This window comes from Embleya sp. AB8 (assembly GCF_049739465.1).
Lineage (GTDB): Bacteria > Actinomycetota > Actinomycetes > Streptomycetales > Streptomycetaceae > Embleya.
On record NZ_JBMHHY010000021.1, the window covers coordinates 1 to 21,279 of the forward strand.

The window sequence follows — 21,279 nt, forward strand, 5'->3', positions numbered from 1 at the left end:
GAGGCTTCTTCTTCCCCATGCTCTCCATGATGGACATCCTCCCCAAGGGACCGCAGCCCCTCAGCCAGGGTGTCCGTCAAAACGGATCAAGCCCAGTTCCAGGACCGCGAGCCACCACTTGAGGCGGTCCGACGAGGTTGTCGGCATCAGGAGCCGGGTCAGCCTCAGCAGGAACCAGCTCGTGACGACTACGAGGGCCAACAAGAGCCTGCCCCACCATGGCGCGTCGATCAAAGGATCGGTGAAGTTGCCGAACATGTCACACCTGCCAGCGGCGGATGTGGAGACACGCCGTCCCGAGACGGACGTCGTAACTGTCGCGGTAGGTGATGCTTGTTGCGTTCGCCAGTCCTGCGACCGGATCGGTCAAAGCCGCGACGACGTCAGCGGTGTGCGGATACCCCGTCCACACCAATTCCCACTCATCGCCGGCGCCCCAGAGTCTCCGCACGGGACCGTGAGCGTAGTTCCCTTTCGGCCGAGGGAGGTTGCGTCGAAGAGGGTCCCAGTGCCAGTTGCCGGTAGCCCACCGGCCGAACCGGTCCTTAACGGAAAGTCGCACGAACAGGCCTGCGAGCAAGCGACGCATGTCGTCGCTCATGGGGGGAATTTCTGTGAAGGCCCTGGATTCTGTGGTACCCATGGTCTCGCCGAGGAATGGCCGGACGCACGCGTCCGATACGTGTTTCGCTTTGAGTCCGCGTGGCCTCAGCTGCTCGGGCCAGATCCCGGCGAGGGTCAAGCGGGCCCCGGTGTGGAGGTGGATCCCACCGATCCACCACTCGCCCACGCTTACCGATTCGGAGTCCATAAGGCGAATGCCGGGCATACCGAAACCGCCACGAGGGTCCATGCGATCCGCGACGTTGTCAGGGGCGTTCGTATGCAGGAAGAGATAGTCCCAACCCGGTGAGACGGTGATGGTGTACCAGGTCAGAGCACTGAGATCCCAGGCGCTCGGCCACGCCGCGATTGGTCCGCGGTTGAAGAATCCCAAGGCAAGGAGCGCGCGAAACTCCGTCTGCTCCGGCGTGCAGTGGTCCAGGCCGACACTGTCCAGTCCACGGGGTGTGCCCGCCTTGGCGGCGGATGCAGACTCCTCGGTGTACCGAGCGCGTTCTTTCCCCTGGCGGTCACGCTTTTTAGAATTGGACACACTGCACCCATCTGGCCATCCCGGTCTGGCTGACGAGGCGTTGCATCCTTGGCGTTCCCGTGCCGGCGCGATCCGCTCTGCGGATCTTGCTGCGAAGTGGTGCTCCACACCCATGGAATGTGCGCGCCGCAGAATACCGGGATCTGCGGTCGCAGCAGAAACCAAGCTTCGCTGCCGACGGCATCAAGCATACCCAACGGTCCTTCGTATCGCCCGTACCGACGCCGAGGGTGCTGACTTCGATGCTCCGCAGCGCAGAGGGATGGCCCAAATACGTTGTGGAGGAGCCGCGTTGGGCCATATTCCGCTTCCGTCTCCGATGGCTGATTACCCTGAGACCTGGCAGCTACCCCACTGACCAACGAGTGTGCGACGCTCCGGGATAGAGTGCCTCGGCCACGCACCGGGGTGCCCAGTGGTCGAAGTGAGCCGCTGGATGACCGTTGCCGCGGCGATGACGAACCGGCGGACGAACAGGCCGCGGTGAACTGCTCGATGAAGGCGCCTGCCGCCAACTGTGCTTTGGTGTAGGTGACTGTGCCCTGGGTGTCGTGTCCGAAGTGAGCCGCAGTGAAGTGCGTCAGCCGCGAGCGAGGTTTCGTAGCTGTGTGGTCTGGGCTTCGGTCTCCTCGTCGCTCAACTGTGCGTGGTTCGTGGCCGGTTCGGGTTGACGGTGGAGCCGGGCGAGTTCTGCCGGATCCGCAGGTGGCGCGTCCGGCCCGTCGGCGGTGGCGAGGCTCTCAAGAGCGAGTCCGTCGTGGAGTTTGACTTTGCACGAGGCGACCGCCCAGTCTTCCAACTCTTCGCCGGCTTCGAAGATTTGCTCTCCAGAACCTCGTGGGCCACCCCTTCGGCGAACCCCAGCACGGGGCGTCGAGGACGAGGAGTACCAAGGCACCTCAGGGTGAGAGCCGACTCGAAACTCGTCGAGTTGGACGCTCGTGTCGTCCGGACCGGTGATCCCCTCCAAACGTTCCAGCGCTTCGGCGAGCGAGCGCCACACCCACCCGCTGGAGGGCGTCCGGCGGCAGCCGCGACGCAGACGGGGCCGGCAGAGCAGAGGGGCAGGGGCGGAAGGGCTGATGATCCGGCGGTTGGAGGCTCTGGGCACGGGTCATCGGTGGTGTGGGGGACGTTGCCCGACGCTGGTCTGGCGCCGACTGCGGGTCATAGCGCACTTGACTGGCGGTCAAATGGCCTACGGGGAAGCACTTCTCCGAAGCACAGGGTGATGAACATCTGCCGGAGCGTGTCAGAATTGATTGCCAAATCCGACTAAACGGTCAATTCTCGCGGTCTGAAATCTGACCAAGAGGGCTCCTCCAGCCGCATTTGGTCCACAGCTGGTCCACGGCGACTCGGAATGCTTCGCCAGCCTATCCAATGGTCTAAACCAGCAAAAGGCGCTGACCTGGGCTTTCGCCCACGTCAGCGCCTCTTGAACACCGTCGGGACGACAGGATTTGAACCTGCGACCCCTTGACCCCCAGTCAAGTGCGCTACCAAGCTGCGCCACGTCCCGGTGTTCGGCTGGCCGAACACGGAAACCATATCGCACATTGGGGGGTGGTCCGCCACGTGGTTGTTCGGTGGTGTCGGGGGTCGGGAAGGGGGTGGGGTCCGGGAAGATCTTGGGGTGGCTTATCCGGTGAATGTCGATGTCGTGCCGCTCGAGACCTATCCCGATCTGGATGAACTCCAGCGGCTCGGGGTCGGGGCGTTGCTGAGTGATGGGCTCGATTCCGTGGAGGGGTTCGAGGAGGCGGATGGGGTCGGGGTGGACCTCGTGGACTATCGGGTGACGCCTCGGTCGGATGGGGCCGGGGTGTTGTTGTCGGTGGACGCGCCGACGTTGGAGGTGGCCGAGCGGAGCGCGCGGCAGATCGTGTCGGCCGTGTTGGAGGCCAGTGTGCTGCTCGCGGATTGGCGGGTGGTGCGCAGCGAGGTGCAGCTGCACGAGGAGTTGGTGTACGAGAGTCTGCTGGCGGCCGACGGGCCGGATGCGCCGGCGGTGGATCCGGCGTTGCGGGCGCGTCGGCCGATGCCCGAGGAGCGGCTGCGGATCGAGCGGGAGGCCGGGCAGGTGCGGGCGTTCGGCCTCGAGGCGTTCGGCTGCGAGCCGGATACCGCGCAGCCGGACGTACCGGAGGAGAAGGCGCGGCTCGCGGCCGGGGCGGTGGCGAGTTCGATCCCGGTGCTGGTGGACCTGCTGTTCACCGATCTGGTCAATCTTCGGGACGCGGACGGGGCCTCGTTCTTCGTGCTCGACGCGTTGCCGCTGACCGAGGAGGGCTTCGTCCGGCGGTTCGTGGTGGCCGCGGTCACCGTGACCGGGCGGCTCGCCGGGACCGAGTGGGCGCCGCCCGCGTGCTTCGCCGAGGAGATGGCCTTGCGGTTGTTGGTGGATCAGGCGGCGTCGCTGCTCGAGCGGCACGGGCTCTACGACGACGACGTCGAGGCGGCGTTCGTCACCTTCAGCGACGCGGCCTCCGACGATCCGGAGTCGGTCGAGCTGCGGTTGTCCGACCCCGGGCCGGAGGAGTGGTTCGAGCCGATCGTGCCCGGGCGGCCGGTGCACGGATACGTGAGAGCGCATCGACATGAGTGGTGACGCGCGCGTGGGGTGCAAGCGCTCGGGATGCCGGGCCGGGACCACCCTCGCCGAGACCACCCCTGCCGACTCCGCCCCAGCCGACTCCATCCCAGCCGACTCCATCCCAGCCGACTCCATCCCAGCCGACTCCGCCCCAGCCGACTCCATCCCAGCCGACTCCATCCCAGCCGACTCCACCCCAGCCGACTCCATCCCCGCCGTCACCACCCCAGCCGACTCCATCCCCGCCGACTCCACCCCCGCCGACACCGCCGTGTGGACCCGAGTGCACGGTGTCCAGGACGCCCCCCTCGACCTGATGACCGCGCACTTTCGGCGGCACCGATACGCGCCGCACGCGCATGAGGAATACGCGATAGGGGTGTGCGTCGAGGGCATCGAGCAGATCAACTACCGGGGCGCCGTGCACCGCTCCGGGCCCGGGGCCCTGGTGGTCGCCGAGCCGGGGGAGACGCACACCGGCGGGCCGGGCATCCCCGAGGGGTACGCCTACCGGGTCCTCTACCCCTCGGCCACGCTGGTCGGCGAGGACCTGCCCGGCCCCGCTCCGCACTTCCCGTCGCTGATCGTGGCCGACCCGACGCTCGCCGCGGAACTGGTCGCCGTACACGTCCACCTGACCGCGGGCGGTGACGCCTTCGAGGGCGAGTCCCGCGTCGTCGAGGTCCTTCGCGCGCTCGTCGCGCGCCACGCGGTACCCGAACGGGCCCGCCGGACCGGCTCGCCGGACGCCGCCCGGGTGGCCCGCGCGGTCCGCGACCGGCTCGCCGACCAGCTCGTCGAGCCGCCCTCGCTCGGCGAGTTGGCCGCCGGGATCGGCCTGTCCCGCTACCAGACCCTGCGCGCCTTCCGCGACGTCGCCGGGCTGCCCCCGTACGCCTGGCTCGCCCAGCACCGGGTCACCCGCGCCAAGGTCCTGCTCGCCCGCGGCATGACGCCCGCCCAGGCCGCGCTCGCCGTCGGCTTCGCCGACCAGGCGCACCTGGGCCGCTGGTTTCGCCGGGTGCTCGGGGTCACCCCGGCCGGCTACCGCAACAGTGTGCTGCGCCACAACGTCAGCGTGCTGCGCAACAACGTTCTAGACCGATCGGCCACGCGTGGTTGATCATCCTCTTCGATCAAGAGATTGAGGGGACACGGCCGTGAGTCGTCGTGGAGCGTTGTTGTTCGGGTGCATGTGCGTGATCTGGGGGATCCCGTACCTGCTGATCAAGGTTGCGGTGGACGAGGTGTCGCCCGGCGTGCTGGTGTTCGCCCGTACCGGGATCGGCGCCCTGTTGTTGCTGCCGTTCGCGCTGCGCGGCGGCGGGATGCGGGGGCTGACCCCGTACAAGTGGCCACTGATGGTGTTCGCGGTGACCGAGTTCGTCGGGCCGTGGTGGATGCTCTCGGACGCCGAGCGGCGACTGTCCAGCTCGACCACCGGGCTGCTGATCGCGTCCGTACCGATCTTCGGCGCGGTGCTGGTGTACCTCACCGGCGGTACCGAGCGGATGGGGCCGGTGCGCTGGGCCGGCCTGGCGATCGGCTTCGGCGGGGTCGCGGTACTGGCCGGGCCCACCCTCGGCGGCGGGGACCCGTGGGCGGCGGTCGAGGTGCTGGCCACCGCGCTGTGCTACGCCGGAGCGGCGCTGGTGGCCGAACGCCGGCTCAAGGACGTGCCGAGCCTGCCGATGACCGTGGTGTGCCTGGGCTTCACCGCGCTGGTGTACATACCCCTCGCCGCCGCGCAGTGGCCCGCCCACGTGCCGGGCGGCAAGGCGCTGGGCGCGATCGGCGTACTGGCCCTGGTCTGCACCGCGATCGCGATGGTGATCTTCTTCGAACTGGTCCGCGAGGTGGGCGCGGCGCGCGCCACGGTGATCACCTACGTCAACCCGGCCGTCGCGGTCGCCGCCGGGGTGCTGATCCTGGACGAGAGGTTCACCGTGGCGATCGGCGCCTCGTTCGTGCTCATCCTCGGCGGCGCGGTACTGGCCACCCGGCGCAACCCGACACCGGCCGCACCGCCTGCGTCCGCCGCCGACGGACTGCCCGGGCCGGTGGACGCCCACACGTAGCGGTCGGCCGCCGGCCCGGGCCCGAACCCCCGTCGGTCTATGCGAAAAGTGCCTCGGTGTCCTTGTAGGCCACCCCGTCCTTCAACACCGCCAGGATGTTCTCCGGCTCCGCGAGCGCGCCGATGTCGGTCAGCGGGTTGCCCCGCGCGATCACCACGTCGGCGCGCTTGCTCGCCGCCAGGGTGCCGATCTCGTCCGCCAGGCCCAGGAGTTCGGCCGCGTTTGCGGTACCGGCCGAGATCGCCGCCAGCGGGGAGAGGCCGCAGTCGACCAGGTGGGCCAACTCGCGCAGGTTCGTGCCGTGTTCGGCGATGCCGCAGTCGGTACCCATCGCCACCCGCACCCCACGTTCGATCGCGCGCGGGATGTGCGTGCGGGCGATCGTCTGCCAGTGCTTCTTCTTCGCGTACGCCCAGCTCGCCGCCTTGGTCGGGTCCGGGTCGGTGTTGGCCGTGGTCAACGTCGGGACCAGGAACGTGTCGTGCTCCAGCATCAGGTCGATGATCTCGTCGTCGATCGCGTAGCCGTGCTCGACGCTGGCCACGCCGGCCCGTACCGCGTTCAGGATCCCCCCGCGGCCCTGTGCGTGCGCGGCGACCTTCTTGCCCCGGTGACCGCCCGCGATCTCGACGATCGTGCGGATCTCGTCCTCGAGGAAGCCGTCGTCGTCGGGCTGATCGCTCGGGCTCCACACGCCGCCCGTGGCCGCGACCTTGATCACGTCCGCGCCGACCCGCAACACCTCGCGCACCGCCCGGCGGCACGCGTCCGGCCCGTCCGCGAGCCGGCCCATCGTCGGGTCCACCTCGCCGTGCTGGGTCGGCAGCCGGAAGTCGCCGTGCCCACCGGTCGGGCTCAGCATCGCCACCGCGATCTGCAGCCGAGGCCCGACCAACAGCCCCTGCTCGACCGCCAGTTTGTGGCCCATGTCCGCGCCGCCGAGATCGCGCACCGTGGTCACGCCCGCCTCCAGCGTCGCGCGCAGCCGGGGCGCGGCCAGGAACGTCCGCAACGTCGGCGGCAACGCGGCGATCTCGGCGTGACTGAACGCCCCGCCGGGCGCGGCGACATGCACGTGGCAGTCGATGAACCCGGGCAGGATCGTCCGCCCACGCACATCCACGCGCCGCGTACCGACCGGCAGTTCGGCCGGCACGTCCGAGCCCGCCCCCGCCCAAACCACCCGCCCGTCCGCGAGCAGCACCGCGCCCGCGCGGATCGGCTCGCCGCCGCGACCGTCGAACAGCAGGCCGTTGTGCAGGAGTACCGGGGTCTGCCGATCTGACATAACGTCAAATCCCTTCTCTGAATGGATGAATGGGTGAATGGGTGAATGGGTGAATGGATGGATCAATGAATGAACGGGAAAGGGGAAACCGGCCGTCAAGCCGCCGCGGAAACCGCGCCGACCCGCGGCACGGCCACCTCCGTACGCGGCCCCCGGACGAGCATCGCGAACACCGCGATCAGCACGGAAACCCCGGCGCAGCACCACCACACCGCCACATACGCATGCTCCGTCGGCACCTTCGAGTGGCCGATCGTCAACGACGTGAGCAGCGCCGCGAACACCGCGCCCGCCACGCTGCCGCCCAGGGTCTTGGTGGTGTTGTAGACGCCGGTCGCGATCCCGGTACGGTCGGCCGGCGACGCGTCCAGGACCAACCCCGGCAGCGCGCCCAGGGCCAGGCCGGTGCCGAGCCCGATCACCGAGTTGGCGACCAGGAACTGCCACGGCGCACCGTGCCCGAGGGTCAGGAACACATATCCGACGGTCATCGCCGCGCCGCCGAGGCCGAGCACCACCCGTCCGCCGAGCGCCTTCGCCAGACGGGCCACCACGGTCGCCGCCGCGAACGCGAACACCCCGGACGGCAACATCATCCAGCCGATGCCGAGCGTGTCGTAGCCGAACCCGTACCCGACCTTCTCGCGCGGCGACGACAGGAACAACGACGCCGCCGTCTGCGACCCGAACAGCGCCGCGCCCAGGAAGAAGCTCGCCACGTACACCGGCAGCAGGTTGCGTCGCGCACTCAGCCGAATGTCCACGATCGGGTGGTCGACCCGCAGTTCGACGAACACCCACGCCACCAACACCACCGCGCCGAGCGCGAACAGCGCGTACACCGGGCCCGACGTCCATCCCCACTTGGGCCCGCGCGCGATGGCGAGCAACAGCGCGGACAGGCCGACGCTGAGCATCGCCGCGCCGATCCAGTCGACCGTGCCGCCGGCCCGCGTCCGCGACTCGGGGACCAGGAAGAACGCGACCGGTACGCACAGGATGGTCACCACCGCCGGGATCCACAACACGCCGTGCACGTTCGAGATCCACTTGCCGAGCAGGCCGGCCACGATCAGCCCGGCGCTGGCGCCGAACGTCAACGAGCCGACCAGCATGCCGATCGCGGACTTCGCGCCCTGCGCGTCGAGTCGGTCCCGGACGATGCCGATCTCCAGCGGCAGCAGCGCCGCCAGCGGACCCTGCAGCACGCGCCCGAGCAACAACACGCCGAACGAGGGCGACCAGGCGACCAACACCGAGCCGATCGCCAGCGACACCACCGCCACCCGCAACAGCCGGCGGTGGCCGTACATGTCGCCGAGCCGGCCGAAGACGGGCACCGACACGGCGGCGGACAGGAGTTGCAGGCTGCTCACCCAGTTCAGGTCGCCGGCGTCGACCCGCAGGTCGGCGCCGATCTCGGGGAGCAGTACCGGCATCAGACCCTGCAGCACGCCGCTGGTCAGTTCGAGGAACACCAGGAATCCGACGACCGCGGCGACACTGACACCGGTAACGGGGCCGGTTGCCCCGGAGCCCGCCGGGGGCTTGAGGTGGGACACGATGAACTCCAGGGGACGGGACGGGGACGTACCGGGCAGGACGGCGGTACGTGCTGGCACGTGCGGGAGTACGTCAGCCCGCGGGCCGCGGCAGCGGCTCCTCGCGGTCGTACGCGTCCAGGACGGGCACGATCGCGCGCAACCCGGCGGTGAGGGCGGTGACGGCGGCGAGGTCGGCGGGGGTGGGGGTGACGCCGAGTTCCGCCAGGGCCGCGGCGATCCGGTCGGGATCGGCGGCGGGCGCGGGCGGTGCGGCGACGGCGTGGGCGCCGGCGGTGGCCGGCGTCGGGTGGGCGGCGGGTGCCGGGCGGTCGGGGTCGGGGAGCGGGGCCGGTCGGCCGTGCTCGTCGACGGTCGGGCGGCGCAGGTGCCATCGGGTCGCGTGCTGGTACACGTCGCCGACGGCCAGCAGCCGGTCGTCCGCGCCCGCGGGGCCGACGAGCTGCAGCGACAGCGGCAGGCCCGCGTCGTCCACGCCCATCGGCAGGGCCAGCGCGGGGAATCCGGTCGGGTTCCACGCCGCGGTCAGGTTCGGCTCGCGGCCGGGCAGGTTGGCCTCGTCGGCGTAGCGCTGCGCGCCCGAGGGCCAGGTCGGGGTGGCGAGTACGTCGACGCCGTGCTCGACCAGGCGCGTGCCGATCATGTGCGTCGCGGCCGAGCGGGCTCGCCGGGCGCGCAGGTACAGGTGCGCCGGGAGCAACCCGCCGGCCACCGCGAGTCGGCGGAACGAGCGGCCGTGCGCGGCGAATTCCTCGACCAGCCGGCGGCGGTGCGCGGCGAACGCCTCGGCGAGCATGGTCACCGCGTTCACCGCGAGCAGCGCGTCGACCTCCGGCAATGCGAACGGCCGTACCTCCGCGCCCAGTTCGCGCAGCGCGTCGAGCGCCGTCGCGAACGCGGCGGCACACGCGGGGTCGACGCCGGGTCGATCGAGCAACTCGTAGGGCACCCCGACGCGGACGCCGGCCAGATCGCCGAGCCAGGTGCGCGCGGCGAAGTCGGTACCGCGCACGGCGTCCAGGAGCAGCGCGCAGTCGCGGGCGTCGATGCCCATCGGGCCGAGCACGTCCTGCGAGGGGCTCAGCGGTACGCAGCCGGCGATCGGTAGCGCGCCGTACGTGGTCTTGAGGCCGGTGACCCCGCACAGCGCGGCGGGCAGTCGTACGCTGCCGGCGGTGTCCGAGCCGAGCGCGCCCAGGAACAGTCCGGCCGCGAGGCCGGCGCCGTTGCCGGTGCTGGAACCGCCGGTCCAGCGCTCGGGGTCCCACGGGTTGCGCGGGACGGGGAAGGGATGCGCGGGATCGGGCCGGCCCATCGCGTACTCGACCATCGTGGTCTTGCCGAGCACGATCGCACCGGCCGCGCGCAGCCGGGCCACCGCGTCGGCGTCGCGGCCGCGCCACCAGGCCGGGTCGTGGGTGGGGCTCTGCGCGGTGGTCGGGCCCTCGATCGTGGCCAGATTGTCCTTGATCGCGATCGGCAGACCGGCGAGCGGGGGGAGTGGGGCGAGCGGAGTGGCGCCCGCCGCCGCGCGGGTCTCGTCGGCGCGCTTGGCGGCCAGGGCGGCCGGCTCGTCGAACCTGGCCACGTAGACACCGAGCACCGGGTCGAGCGCGTCCGCGGCGGCGAACGCGTCGGCGACCAGCTCGCGACTGCTGATCTCGCCCGTACGCAGGGCGTGCGCGGTGTCGGTGAGAGTGGCGAACGGTGCGGTCATGGCGCGGCCTTCGGGTCGTACGGTCGGGGTCCATGCGAGCGCCGCACCAGGACGAGAGCACTGATCACGGTTCGGATCAACGCTCTCGGTAGAGCGAGAGCATCGGTCACGATCCGGGTCGGTGCCCTCGGCAGAGCGAGAGCACTGATCACGGTTCGGATCAACGCTCTCGGTAGAGCGAGAGCACCGATCACGATCCGGATCAACGCTCCCGCCGGAACGAGAGCACCGATCGCGCTTCGGATCAACGCTCTCGCCGAAGCGAGAGCACCGATCGCGCTTCAGGTCAACGCTCTCGCCGAGGCGAGAGCACTGATCTCGTTTCGGATCGGTGCTCGACCCGAAACGCCGGCCACAGCGGCCGGAACCGGTGCACTTCGTCAGGAGTGGCGCGGCCTTCGCAAGACGCCCGATGGAGTACGCCGATGCTAGGGTTCACCCAGATGTTCGCCTCGGAATGCAGGTTTTTCCCATGACCATCCAAACCACGCAGGAAATTGACGAGCTGGATCTGGCTCTCGTCAACGCGCTCCAGATCAACCCGCGCGCCTCCTGGGCCGTGCTCGGCCGCACGCTCGACATCGACCCCGCCACGGTGGCCCGCCGCTGGGAACGCCTGCGCGCCGCCGGACACGCGTGGGTGACCGCCTACCCCTTCGACCGCAACGGAGCAGGCGTCGGCGCGATCGTCGAGATCGACTGCGAGCCCGGCCACAACGCGGCCGTCGCCCGCGCGCTCTCCGCCGACCCCCAGGCCATCACCGTCGAACACACCGCCGGCGGCCGGGACCTGCTGCTCACCCTGATGGCGCCGAGCTTCGCCGACCTGTCCGCGTACATCCTGGAACGGCTCTCGGTCCTGCCCGGGATCCGGGCCACCCGCAGCCACCTCACCACCCGCAGCTACACCGAGGGCAGCTCGTGGCGCCTGCGCAGCCTGGACCCCGCGCAGCAACACACCGTCGGCGACTCGCGCCGCCCCGCGCCGTCCCCCGGCACCGCCGGCACCGTCGACGCGCTCGAACACCGCGACCTGATCCTCGCCCTCGGCGAGGACGGGCGCATGTCGCTCACCGACCTCGCCGCCGCGATCGGCACCAGTGTGAACACCGCCGGCCGCCGGCTGACCAAACTGATCGACTCGGGCGCGCTGGTGCTGCGTTGCGAGCTGGCCCGGTCGTTGTCCGGATCACCGGTGTCCGCGACGTTCTGGGCCCAGGTGCCGCCGGAACACCTCGACGCCACCGCCCGCGAACTGGCCCAACTCCCGGAGATCCGGATGATCATGGGCATCGCCGGACCACACAACCTGGTGATGACCCTCTGGCTGCGTTCGGTCGCCGAGGCACAGACCCTGGAGACACGCCTGGCCGAACGACTCCTGCACCTGCGCACCGTGGACCGGGCCATCGCGCTGCGCGCGGTCAAGCTGATGGGCCGGCTGCTCGACCCCGAGGGCCGGGCGATCGGCTTCGTGCCCCTGGACATCTGGGCCGACCCGACCGCACCGGGATCCGGGCCGGCGCGCCACTCGGCCGACCCGACCGGCGAGTAACAAAACTCGCCCACGTTACGGACAGACCGCACGCCCCCGTGGCATCGTTACGGGATGACGAGCCGTGGTCGACCCGACGCGCACCCGGGCCCGGGCCCGGGCGAAGCCAAACGTTCGCGCCGACCCGACGAAGCCGAACTGCGGGCCGTGATCGAGCCGTTGGCCGCGATCGAACGACTGCCCACCTCGGCCGGGGAACACGAGGCCGCCGAGCGGATCGCCGAACTGCTGCGCGGCCTCGGCGCATCGGACGCGGCGGTCGAGGAAGAGCCCGCCTACGCCTCCTACGCCCGCCCGATCGGCACCCTCACGGCGCTCGCGACCGTCGCCGGGCTGCTCGCCGGCCGGGCCCGCACGGCGGCCACGGTGGTCGCGACCGCCGCCACCCTGGGCATCGCCGACGACATCTCCTACCGCCGCCAATACGCACGCCGAGCCTTCGGCGGCCGGCGCCGCAGCGTGTCCAACGTGGTCGCCTCCGTCGGCGATCCGAACGCGCCGCGCACCCTGGTGGTGACCGCCCATCACGACGCGGCGCCCACCGGCGCGGTGTTCGACGAGCGCGCCGCCCGCTGGTTCGCCACCCGCTACCCACACCTGCTCGACAAGGTCAGCGAGAACCCGCCGATCTGGTGGCCGGTGGTCGCCGGCCCCGCGCTGATCGCACTCGGCGCGGCCACCGGCGCAACGGCCGTACGCCGGGCCGGGATCGGCCTGGCCGCAGTGTCCACCGCCGCGTTCACCCAGATCGGCCGCAGCCGCGCGGTACCCGGCGCCAACGACAACCTCTCCGGCGTCGCCGTACTGGTTGCGCTCGCCGCCACCCTGCGCGACGAACCGGTGGACGGCATAAGGGTGTTGCTCGTGTCGGCCGGCGCCGAGGAGGCGCTCCAGGAGGGCATCCGCGGCTTCGCCCGCCGACACTTCCCCGAACTCGACCGCGAGCGTACGTGGTTCCTCAACGTGGACACGGTCGGCTCGGGCAACCTCGTACTCCTGGACGCCGAGGGCCCGTTGCGCATGGAGCCCTACGACGTCCCGTTCAACAACCTGCTCTCGGAGTGCGCCACCCGCAACGACATCGCACTGCTGACCGGGCTGCGCTCGCGCAGTTCCACCGACGGTGTGGTGCCCAACCGGCACGGCTATCCCACCGCCACGCTGGTCTCGATCGACGACCAGAAGCTGATCCCGCACTACCACCTGCACACCGACCTGCCCGAACACGTCGACTACGACTGCGTCGCGGACGCGTGCGCGCTCGCCGAGGCGGCGGCCCGGGCGCTGGCTGCGACTCCGGCCGGATAATCCGCGCACCCCCCGGACAACCTGCGCACGCCGGTCAGCCCCCACACCCCGGTCAGCCATCACACCCCTGGACAGCCCTCGCGCCCTGGACAGCCCTCGCGCCCAACGCCGGCGAACCGACATCGGGCGCGAGGTGACGCTACGTCAAACCTTGCCTGACGCTACGTCAGGAGCGCTCGAACAACTCGTCCCACAACTGCTCCAGGCAGTCCAGGAAGTCGTTGCCCGTGCTCGGACGCACCCGCAACACCTGCGGATCGTGATCGCTCGCCTGGTCCGCGAAGGCCGCGTTCACGTGCACGATGTCGTACTCGAACCGGGTCAGCCGCGGGCTGGTCAGGATGTGGTCCAACATCTGGCTGTTGCCGTTGTACACGTACCCCCAACGCTCGTTCGCGGGCAACGTGTCGACCATCGTGCGCAGCGCGCCGCCGTCGGTGAGGGTCTTGACCGTCGGCGAGAAGGCAAAGTCGTTCAGGTCGCCGAGCACCACCAGGTTGGCCCGGGGGTCGGAGCCGAGCAACTGGTCGACGAAGCCGCGCAACACCTTCGCCTGCGCCACCCGCTGCACCTCGGAACCGCGCGTCGGCGGCTGGAACCGGCTGTCCAAGGCCTGGTCGCCGCCCTTGGAGGCGAAGTGGTTCGCGATCACGAACACCGTCCTGCCGCGGAAGCGGAACTCGCCCGCGAGCGGCTTGCGGCTGCTCTGCCAGGCCGGGTCCGCCGGTGCCACCCGGCCCGGGGACTGGGTCAGTTGGGTACGCCCGAGCCAGTCCTTGCGCACCCCCACCGCGCTGGTGGAACCGCCGCCGGGACGGTCGACGAACTCGACGCGCGCAGCGTCGAACAGGAACGCGGTACGAATGTTGCCGCCCGGCTGGCCGCCATCCCGGCCGTCGACCGGGTCGATCGAGCGCCACGAATAGGTCGGGCCACCGGCCGCCGTGATCGCCGCGACGAGCTGGTTCAACGTCTGATCGGCGGCCACCACACCGTCGTTGGTGGGTCCGCTGTTGTCCTGGATCTCTTCCAGGGCCACCACGTCCGGCGTGGACAGGTTGGTGACGATGCCCTTGGCCAGTCGATCGAACTTGGCCTGCGGGTCCTTGGGGGAGAGGTTCTCCACGTTGTAGGTGGCGACCGCGAGTTCGGTCTTCTTCTGGTCGCGCGTGATCTCCGGGGTCAGCGAGCCCTTGACCGGTTTGCCGAGTTTGGTCGCGGCCACCGAGTAGCCGCCGAACTGGTCGTACGTCAGCGGGCCGACGGTCTCCCCACTGAGCGTGTCGCCGACGTTCGCCTGCGGGAACGGCTCCTGGGAGAAGGGGATCAGCGAAGAGACCTTGAGCCGGCCGCCGTTCTGCGCGTCGTAGCCGCCATAGAGCGTGCCGCCCTGCGCGGTCGGGTTCTGCGTCGGCTCGACGGTGACCCACAGTTCGCCGTGCGAGTTGCTCGGGCCGACCACGCGCGTGTCCACCACGCGCGTCAACTGGCCTTCCAGCGACTCGTAAAGGTCCAGCGCGTACTTGGTCGGTTCGAGCGGCAACCCCTCGATGGACGGGTTGCCGGTGGGCGCGTACGCGGCCGGCACGGTCGCCGCGTCGATCAGCACCGGGGCCGGCAACGGCTGCCCAGAGGCGCCGATCACCCAGGTGGCGTCGGCGAGTTGGGTCAGCGACTGGGCGCCGTTCTGGACACCGCCCGGGTAGTACTCCTCGACCCGACCGGTCACCTTGACCGCGTCGCCGACCGCGACCTTCGGGGTGACCGTGCCGGTGAACACGAACAGCCCCTCGGATGTGCGGGGATCGTCGTCCGGCTGGGTGTCCTGGAACCAGAAGCCGCGCGCGGCCCCAAAACTGCGGATGCCGGTGACCACACCCGGCACAGCGGTCACCCGGGTGCCGTTCTTGGGCGACACCCGCGTGGTGCCCTGGATGTCGTGGATCCGCGCACTGGTCGGCTCCGGATCGGTACCGGGACCCGGGTCGGTGGGACCCTGTCCACGCGCGTTGAGCGGCGTCGGGGCGCCCGCGGTGAAGTCCGCGCCGTTGTCGTCGGTGTCGGCGAGCGCGGAACCGCGGGCCACCGAGGCCGAGTTCGAGGCGCCGCTCGCCGGGGTGCCCTCGCGGACCACCGCATCGCCGTAGCCGACCACATCGACGACCCGACCGTCGGCAAGGCAGTCCGCGGCGGTCAGGCAGGTGAGCGCGGTGCTGCCGCGGACCAGGGCCACGGTGCCGCCGGTGCCGGACAGGTTGATCGTGCCCGACGCATCCGGGGCGGGCAGTGCGACGGTGCCGCCGGCGCCCTTGGCCTCACCGATCAGATACCGCCCGCCGGGCGCCACCGCGCCGGTCAGCGGGGTGACCTGCCACGTCGAGGTCGGCTTGGGTGCGGCCGGGAGGTACTGCACGGTCCAACCGTCGATCGCGACCGCGGCCGAACCCTTGTTGGCCAACTCGATGAAGTCGTTGGTCAACGTCGCGCCGCTGTTGCCGCCACCGCCGTACACCTCGGCGAGCAGGACATCCGCGGCCGGGGCGGCGACGGCGGGAGCGGGGGCGAGGACGAGCGCGCTGCCGGCGAGGGCGCCGGCCACGGTCGTGGCCACCACACCGATCCGGCGTCGCCGTGCACCCGGCACGGATCGTCGGCGCGAGGATTTTTGCTGACGGAATGTCACCCGGGGCCTCCGGAAAGCGAAAGGGACAGGTTCGGGACATTCTCGGGACTCCGGGTGAACGGCGTCCATCCTTTGGGCGGCCCGAAAGGGGCCAGGCTTCCCCCGGCGTCCGAATCTTTCCGACGAATCTTTTCCGACGAATCTTTTCCGAGCCGAAACCGCACGTCCCGGACCCGCCGTCGCCCCCGGCACAGGTCGCGGCGGCCCGAGGGCTCCCGGAGGTGGTGATGATTCGCGATCCCGGAGCACGGATGAGCACCTGGACCAACTACCCGACGCTGCGCGCCGTTTCGGAGATGGAGGCGGGATTCGAACCCGCGTACACGGTTTTGCGGACCGGTGCCTATCCTCTCGGCCACTCCATCATTTCCCCCGCACCCGGACCAACGGCCCGGGTTCCTTTCCCCCTTCGAGGTGGAGACGGGATTCGAACCCGCGTGAACGGCTTTGCAGGCCGCTGCCTAACCTCTCGGCCACTCCACCACGTACTGCGTGTCGCGTTCCGCGGGTCGGGTGTGTCCCGGCCAACGGCCCGTGTCTTCTTCCCCTTTCGAGGTGGAGACGGGATTCGAACCCGCGTGAACGGCTTTGCAGGCCGCTGCCTAACCTCTCGGCCACTCCACCACGTACCACCTCGACCGTGCCCCGGGGCCCGGGCGAACCGGTGGGCCTCAGCACCGGATCGCCCGGCCCCGGGATGTGCGTCGCCGGTCCCCTCCGTCCGACGACGCACCCCCGGACCGGACCTACACCTCGGGATCCCCGGCGACACACACGCGTCCCAACGTGTGCGCGCCGCGCCCGAGTGCGGCGGGTTCAGCCCAGCGTCGCGCGGTCCTGCGGCTCGGCCCACTGCTCGGCGGTCGGGGCCGCCGGCAGTTCGGGGCCGCGCCGCAGTCGGTTCTCCGCCAGGACCCCCAGTTCGGTGGTCTCGCGGAACTCCGGCCGGGTATACAGATCCCGCGCGTACGCCCACAGGTTCGGGTAGTCCACCAGGGTCCGCCCGTCCTCGGTGAGCGCCGCCCGGTAGGTCTCCGGGAAACGCACCAGCTTCACCCAGAACCGGATGTCCGAGATGGTCAGCCGATCCCCGAACAGGTAGCGCTTGTCCGCCAGATGCGCGTCGGAGCGCTCCAGCGTGTTGATCGTCTCGCCCTCCTCCGACGTCCACAGTCCGCCCTTGCGCGCGGCGGTCGCGAAGTCGGTGTCGGTGATGTCGATCGCCTCGCGCAGGTCCTCCGGATACAGGTCCGCGGCCTGCTCGCCGACCAGGCCGACGAAGGCCGTGGCCAGGTTGTTCGGGATCGTGTTGTACGCGTTCGCCACGATCCGGCTCGTCGCCCGGTCCCACAGGGTCGGTACCGAGATGTGCCCCGCGTAACCCGGCGCCGTCGCCTCGTACGCCTCGCGCAGCAGGGTGAACCCGTTTACCGGGTCCGGCCCGAACCGCTCCCGGAACGCCCACCCCCGCGCGTCACGTTCCTCGTCCACGTACGACGCCCCGACGATCCCGGTGAGACCGCGCGCATGTCGCACGATCGCCGCGATGTGCGCCCACGGGCAGCCGTGCGACAGATACAGGTGGTAACGCCCGGCCTCCTCGGGGAAATCGGGATCGCCGATCCGGCCGACGAACGGGTAATCCGGGTTCGTGACCGCGTACGGACCGTACGTGTCGACGTCCACGGGGCTCGCGTATCCGAGTTGCGTGGTCACTGGGTGGCTCCTGTCACGAGTGTCGCGTGGGTCGAACGTGGCGCGTGTGTCGTGCGTGCCGCGTGTGGCACGACTTCCGGCCGATCGGCAGCCCGATCGGCGGCGGGTCCGATGTCCCGCAAATGATCCAATACGCCCCGAACCAGCGCGTCGTTGACGCGGAACGACGGCGCGTCGAAGCGGGGCCGGGAGAACCCCGCGCTCCCGGCACCACCCGACACGCCGTGCCCCACCGCGAACCGGGCGGGATGCGCGTCGCCCCGCACGTCGACCAATCGCCGGTCGCCGGCCCGGGTGTACAGCCGACCCGCCGAGTCCGGGGACGCGTCGCCGCGCGCGGCCAACCGGCGCAGCAGCGCGTCCCGGGTGCGGTTGAGCGACGGCTCGGGCAACCGCGCCTCCACCAGCGCCCGAGCGCGTATTCGCACCCCCGGCAGGGTCGGACTGGTCGCCCGCCACCCGCCCGCCGCCTCGTCGGCCTCGATCGCCACGTCCTCGCCGACGAAGCGGACCACCCCGGCCCGGGCCAACGCCAACATCTCCGCCAGCCTCGGCCCCGGCGGACCACTGGCCAGATAGCTGAAGAAGCCGTGCAGGCGCGGCAGATCCGGCACGGTATGACCCGCGTCCTGGAGCCGCAGGACCACCCCGTACACGCTGAGCAACGCGTATATCACGGCCAGATCCTGGCTGTACGCGGCATCGTGACGGCGCCTCAGATCCGCCTCCAGGTGCGCGTGCATCCATTCCTGAAACTCCTGAAACTCCTGGATGCCCTGGAGGCCCTGGAGGCCCTGCAGCTCCTTGAACCCCTGACCTCCCTGAAGTCCCTGCTCGGCCTCCCTGTCGGCGAACTCCCGCCCCCACACCGGTCGATCGAGCCGGGCCAGATCGAACCGGTCGGCCGGATCCGGCACCGCCCGGGCGACCAACTCGCTTACCTCGCCCGGATCGGCCGCCGCCGCGAACGCCGGGTCGAACTCGGCCCAGTCCATCGTGGTGCGCTCGCGATGCGCGGTGAACAACCGGTGATAGTGCGCGCCCGCCAACTCCTTGCCGAGCAACGGCCGGATGTCCGCCGCTTCCCGGGCCGCCTCGACCGTGAAGTAGCGGGGGAGCGGCGGGCGTTCGCCGGTCCAGGCATAACCGGTCTTGGATCGGTACGGCACTCCGCGCCGCGAGGCGGCCAGGAGCAACGGCTCGCGCCCCGACGCCCGATAGCGCAGTACACCCGCCGAATCCCGCTCGAACGTGCCACCCCGGCCATGGCTGAGCCGCACCATCAGGTCGACGAACGCCAACCCGATGCCGCGCACCAACACCGGCTCGCCCGGGCGCAACGCGTCCAGGTCCAGGTCGGCGGTGTACCCGGTGGGAAGGTACGCCAGCCCGTGTCGGCGCGCGAACCGGATCTGCTCGCGCTCCTCCGGCGTCGGCTCGGCGTCCAGATGGCCCTGGGCCAGGATCACCGCGTCCACCTGGAGCGGCGCCCGACGCCCGGCCAACTGCACCCGCTGCCGCCGCGGCCCGTCGGTGACGTCCACGACCGTGGTCTGATGCACGATCACCCGCACGTTCGCCGGCGCCCGCGCCACCGCGGCCCGAAAGAACCAGGACAGGTAGGCGCTCAGCAACGGCCTGGTCGGGAACGAGGTGGGTCCGCACGCGGCCAACTCGTCGGCGAACGGCTCCAGTTCGGCCGAACCCCGACCCGCGCGCAACTCCTCGGCGCGGGCCGCCGCCCACTCGGCAAGCGAGGGCCCCGGTCGGATCGGTCCCTCGATCGTGGACACCTCGTCGGTGAACAGGGTGATGTCGGCGGCCAACGAGTTCGCCCACAACAGCGGCGACTGGGCCCGCCGCCACACCCGGCCCGCACCCGGCGGGTAGGGGTCGACGACGTGCACGTGCAACGGACGGTCACCGAGCAGCTCGGGGACGTTGGCCAACAGGCGTTCGAGGACGGACGTACCGCCTGGACCGGCGCCGACGATGCAGACGGCGACGGGGCGGAGGTGGCCGGACGGATGGTCGGGCATGGCTCTCCCCTCGTGGGGATACTGCGGGAGTGCGCGAACCGGCCCGCCGGCGCCCGGATATCGGGACACCATGCGAGAGCGATTCGACGGATGGAAAGGGCCTTGCGCCACAAGGCCGGGTGCGCAACCCGAGCGGAAGCTCGGGATTCCTCGGCTCGGGATCCTCAGTTCGGGATCCCCGGCTCGGGATTCCTCGGGGTGGCTCAGGATTCCTCTGGGTGGACAACGAACACCGAGGAGCGCGGCGGCGAGATCAGCCGCAGGTACGACACAGCCCGCCGGCCACACGACACAGGTCGATGGGGCGGCACGACACGAGGAAGAGGTCGGGGCTCACGACGTCGACGCTACGGAGCAGCCTGACGAATTGTCAACGTCGAACCTTCCCGGTCGCCTTCGAGCAATTGACCGAGCGCGGCCCGGCGGGTTAAGTTCCGGAACATCTCGCCGTGGCGTTCCGTCACGGCCCAGCGAGGGGATCCCGGTGGCGCACTACGCGCGACACAGCGACGGGGCGGCCGTGTCCGCCGCCGGTTGGCTGCTGTCCGCCCGCCTCCACATCGACCTCGGGCGCGTCACCAGCGCCGCCTGTTGTAGCTGACCGCAGTACGCGGGCGCGGCCCGCGTCGCGCCGTCGGCGCCGTCCCACTCGGGACCCACCCACACCGTCCGGCCGCCACGCCGCGCGTCACGGCCTCCGGGTAGGCGCATCCCACCCCACCCGAGTCCGGACCCGGACCCGGATGCGGACGCGGAACCGGACGCGGACCCGGACGCAGGTGGGACGAATCACCCTTCCACCGGCCGACAACCGCCGCTCCCGACCTCCGCCGAGATCGCTCCGGCGGTGACCCGGACCACGCCCGCGCCACCACCGGACCGGCGCCGGTACCGCACCGGCCAGAGCCCGGCCAGACCCCGGGAAACCCCCCGGGGCAACCCCGGCACCACCCCGGCACCACCCCGGCACAACCCCAGAACCACCCCAGAACCACCCCCGAACCGAGGTAATCCCATGGCAACCGTCCTGACCATATGGGGCAGCCCCTCCGCGACCTCGCGCACCGGCGTCGTGGCCCGTCACCTCGCCGCCCGGCTGACCGCCGACGGACACGACGTGTCCACCCTCGCGGTGCGCGACCTGCCCGCCCGGGCGCTGCTGCACGCCGACTTCGCCGACCCCGAACTGCGCGCCGCACTGGCCCGGGTGGCCGAGGCCGACGCGCTGGTGATCGCCAGCCCGGTGTACAAGGCGGCCTACAGCGGCGTACTCAAGACATTCCTGGACGTGCTCCCGCAGTTCGCGCTGCGTGGCAAGGAGATCCTGCCGGTGCTCACCGGCGGCACCCCCGCACACGTACTCGCCCTCGACTACGCGCTGCGCCCGGTGCTCACCTCGCTCGGCGCCGACCATGTCGCCCAGGGCTGGTTCGTGCACGAGCGGTACGTCGACGCGGACGGTGCGATCGAGGCCGAGGGCGTGGCGCCGCTGGAAGAACTCGCCGACGCGTTCTCCGCCCGGTTGCGCCGCCCGGCCGCCGTGGCCTGACCAGGGCCACCGGCCCCAGGCGCCCCGGCGCC

14 protein-coding genes and 4 tRNA genes are annotated in these 21,279 nt (G+C 70.8%); 6 read left to right on the forward strand and 12 right to left on the reverse strand.

What is annotated here, in order from left to right; all coding sequences use genetic code 11:
* Positions 1–60: 60 nt before the first annotated feature.
* From ABIA38_RS29010 to ABIA38_RS29020, 3 genes are all read right to left on the reverse strand, one after another.
* Positions 61–258 (reverse strand): hypothetical protein, encoded by a 198-nt coding sequence (locus ABIA38_RS29010; protein WP_424641818.1) that lies wholly within the window; start codon positions 256–258, stop codon positions 61–63.
* A 1-nt stretch (position 259) separates the two neighbouring features.
* Complete coding sequence (locus ABIA38_RS29015) at positions 260–1,156, reverse strand: hypothetical protein (RefSeq protein ID WP_424641819.1); 897 nt, start codon at positions 1,154–1,156, stop codon at positions 260–262.
* Positions 1,157–2,604: 1,448 nt separating this feature from the next.
* Positions 2,605–2,678 (reverse strand) — tRNA-Pro (locus ABIA38_RS29020).
* Between the two features lie 126 nt (positions 2,679–2,804).
* Here ABIA38_RS29020 and ABIA38_RS29025 point away from each other — a divergent pair.
* The 3 genes from ABIA38_RS29025 (at position 2,805) to ABIA38_RS29035 (ending at position 5,830) form a co-directional block, all read left to right on the forward strand.
* On the forward strand, positions 2,805–3,767 hold the full coding sequence (locus ABIA38_RS29025; protein WP_424641820.1) for a hypothetical protein: 963 nt from the start codon (positions 2,805–2,807) through the stop codon (positions 3,765–3,767).
* A gap of 301 nt (positions 3,768–4,068) precedes the next feature.
* Positions 4,069–4,875 (forward strand): AraC family transcriptional regulator, encoded by an 807-nt coding sequence (locus ABIA38_RS29030; protein WP_424641957.1) that lies wholly within the window; start codon positions 4,069–4,071, stop codon positions 4,873–4,875.
* Positions 4,876–4,912: 37 nt separating this feature from the next.
* Positions 4,913–5,830, forward strand: coding sequence for a DMT family transporter (locus ABIA38_RS29035; RefSeq protein WP_424641821.1), 918 nt, complete (start codon positions 4,913–4,915; stop codon positions 5,828–5,830).
* Between the two features lie 37 nt (positions 5,831–5,867).
* Here ABIA38_RS29035 and ABIA38_RS29040 read toward each other — a convergent pair whose 3' ends face one another.
* The 3 genes from ABIA38_RS29040 to ABIA38_RS29050 all read right to left on the reverse strand — a co-directional run bounded on the left by ABIA38_RS29040 (position 5,868) and on the right by ABIA38_RS29050 (position 10,397).
* Positions 5,868–7,118: an amidohydrolase family protein gene (locus ABIA38_RS29040; protein WP_424641822.1), complete on the reverse strand. Its 1,251-nt coding sequence runs from the start codon at positions 7,116–7,118 to the stop codon at positions 5,868–5,870.
* A gap of 95 nt (positions 7,119–7,213) precedes the next feature.
* Positions 7,214–8,740 carry an MFS transporter gene (locus ABIA38_RS29045; protein ID WP_424641823.1) on the reverse strand — a complete coding sequence of 509 codons (1,527 nt, stop codon included), beginning with the start codon at positions 8,738–8,740 and terminating at the stop codon, positions 7,214–7,216.
* Between the two features lie 13 nt (positions 8,741–8,753).
* The gene (locus tag ABIA38_RS29050) at positions 8,754–10,397 is read right to left on the reverse strand and encodes an amidase (protein WP_424641824.1); all 1,644 of its coding nucleotides are present in this window, start codon (positions 10,395–10,397) and stop codon (positions 8,754–8,756) included.
* 472 nt (positions 10,398–10,869) lie between these two features.
* Between ABIA38_RS29050 and ABIA38_RS29055 the strand changes: the two genes are divergently transcribed.
* Positions 10,870–11,952, forward strand: a complete 1,083-nt coding sequence (locus tag ABIA38_RS29055) for an Lrp/AsnC family transcriptional regulator (RefSeq protein ID WP_424641825.1) — start codon at positions 10,870–10,872, stop codon at positions 11,950–11,952.
* Between the two features lie 54 nt (positions 11,953–12,006).
* On the forward strand, positions 12,007–13,260 hold the full coding sequence (locus ABIA38_RS29060) for a M28 family peptidase (RefSeq protein ID WP_424641826.1): 1,254 nt from the start codon (positions 12,007–12,009) through the stop codon (positions 13,258–13,260).
* Positions 13,261–13,426: 166 nt separating this feature from the next.
* On the opposite strand, the gene ABIA38_RS29065 is transcribed toward ABIA38_RS29060, so the two are convergent.
* The 6 genes from ABIA38_RS29065 to ABIA38_RS29090 form a co-directional block, all read right to left on the reverse strand.
* On the reverse strand, positions 13,427–15,871 hold the full coding sequence (locus tag ABIA38_RS29065; RefSeq protein WP_424641827.1) for an endonuclease/exonuclease/phosphatase family protein: 2,445 nt from the start codon (positions 15,869–15,871) through the stop codon (positions 13,427–13,429).
* A 366-nt stretch (positions 15,872–16,237) separates the two neighbouring features.
* Positions 16,238–16,308: transfer RNA gene (locus ABIA38_RS29070), tRNA-Cys, on the reverse strand.
* Between the two features lie 47 nt (positions 16,309–16,355).
* A tRNA-Cys gene (locus ABIA38_RS29075) sits at positions 16,356–16,426 on the reverse strand.
* A gap of 70 nt (positions 16,427–16,496) precedes the next feature.
* Positions 16,497–16,567, reverse strand: a tRNA-Cys gene (locus ABIA38_RS29080).
* Positions 16,568–16,759: 192 nt separating this feature from the next.
* Positions 16,760–17,659 (reverse strand): glutathione S-transferase C-terminal domain-containing protein, encoded by a 900-nt coding sequence (locus ABIA38_RS29085; RefSeq protein WP_424641828.1) that lies wholly within the window; start codon positions 17,657–17,659, stop codon positions 16,760–16,762.
* Positions 17,656–19,698, reverse strand: a complete 2,043-nt coding sequence (locus ABIA38_RS29090; RefSeq protein ID WP_424641829.1) for an FAD/NAD(P)-binding protein — start codon at positions 19,696–19,698, stop codon at positions 17,656–17,658. The genes ABIA38_RS29085 and ABIA38_RS29090 overlap by 4 nt, the downstream gene beginning before the upstream one ends.
* 1,015 nt (positions 19,699–20,713) lie before the next feature.
* Here ABIA38_RS29090 and ssuE point away from each other — a divergent pair.
* Positions 20,714–21,247, forward strand: coding sequence for an NADPH-dependent FMN reductase (gene ssuE, locus ABIA38_RS29095; RefSeq protein ID WP_424641830.1), 534 nt, complete (start codon positions 20,714–20,716; stop codon positions 21,245–21,247).
* Positions 21,248–21,279 lie beyond the last annotated feature (32 nt).

Coding starts and splice junctions, on each gene's coding strand:
- ABIA38_RS29060 (WP_424641826.1), top strand. CDS start 12,007: ATGACGAGCCGTGGTCGACCCGACGCGCACCCGGGCCCGGGCCCGGGC.
- ABIA38_RS29090 (WP_424641829.1), bottom strand. CDS start 19,698: ATGCCCGACCATCCGTCCGGCCACCTCCGCCCCGTCGCCGTCTGCATC.
- ABIA38_RS29040 (WP_424641822.1), bottom strand. CDS start 7,118: ATGTCAGATCGGCAGACCCCGGTACTCCTGCACAACGGCCTGCTGTTC.
- ABIA38_RS29010 (WP_424641818.1), bottom strand. CDS start 258: ATGTTCGGCAACTTCACCGATCCTTTGATCGACGCGCCATGGTGGGGC.
- ABIA38_RS29030 (WP_424641957.1), top strand. CDS start 4,069: ATGACCGCGCACTTTCGGCGGCACCGATACGCGCCGCACGCGCATGAG.
- ssuE (WP_424641830.1), top strand. CDS start 20,714: ATGGCAACCGTCCTGACCATATGGGGCAGCCCCTCCGCGACCTCGCGC.
- ABIA38_RS29050 (WP_424641824.1), bottom strand. CDS start 10,397: ATGACCGCACCGTTCGCCACTCTCACCGACACCGCGCACGCCCTGCGT.
- ABIA38_RS29055 (WP_424641825.1), top strand. CDS start 10,870: ATGACCATCCAAACCACGCAGGAAATTGACGAGCTGGATCTGGCTCTC.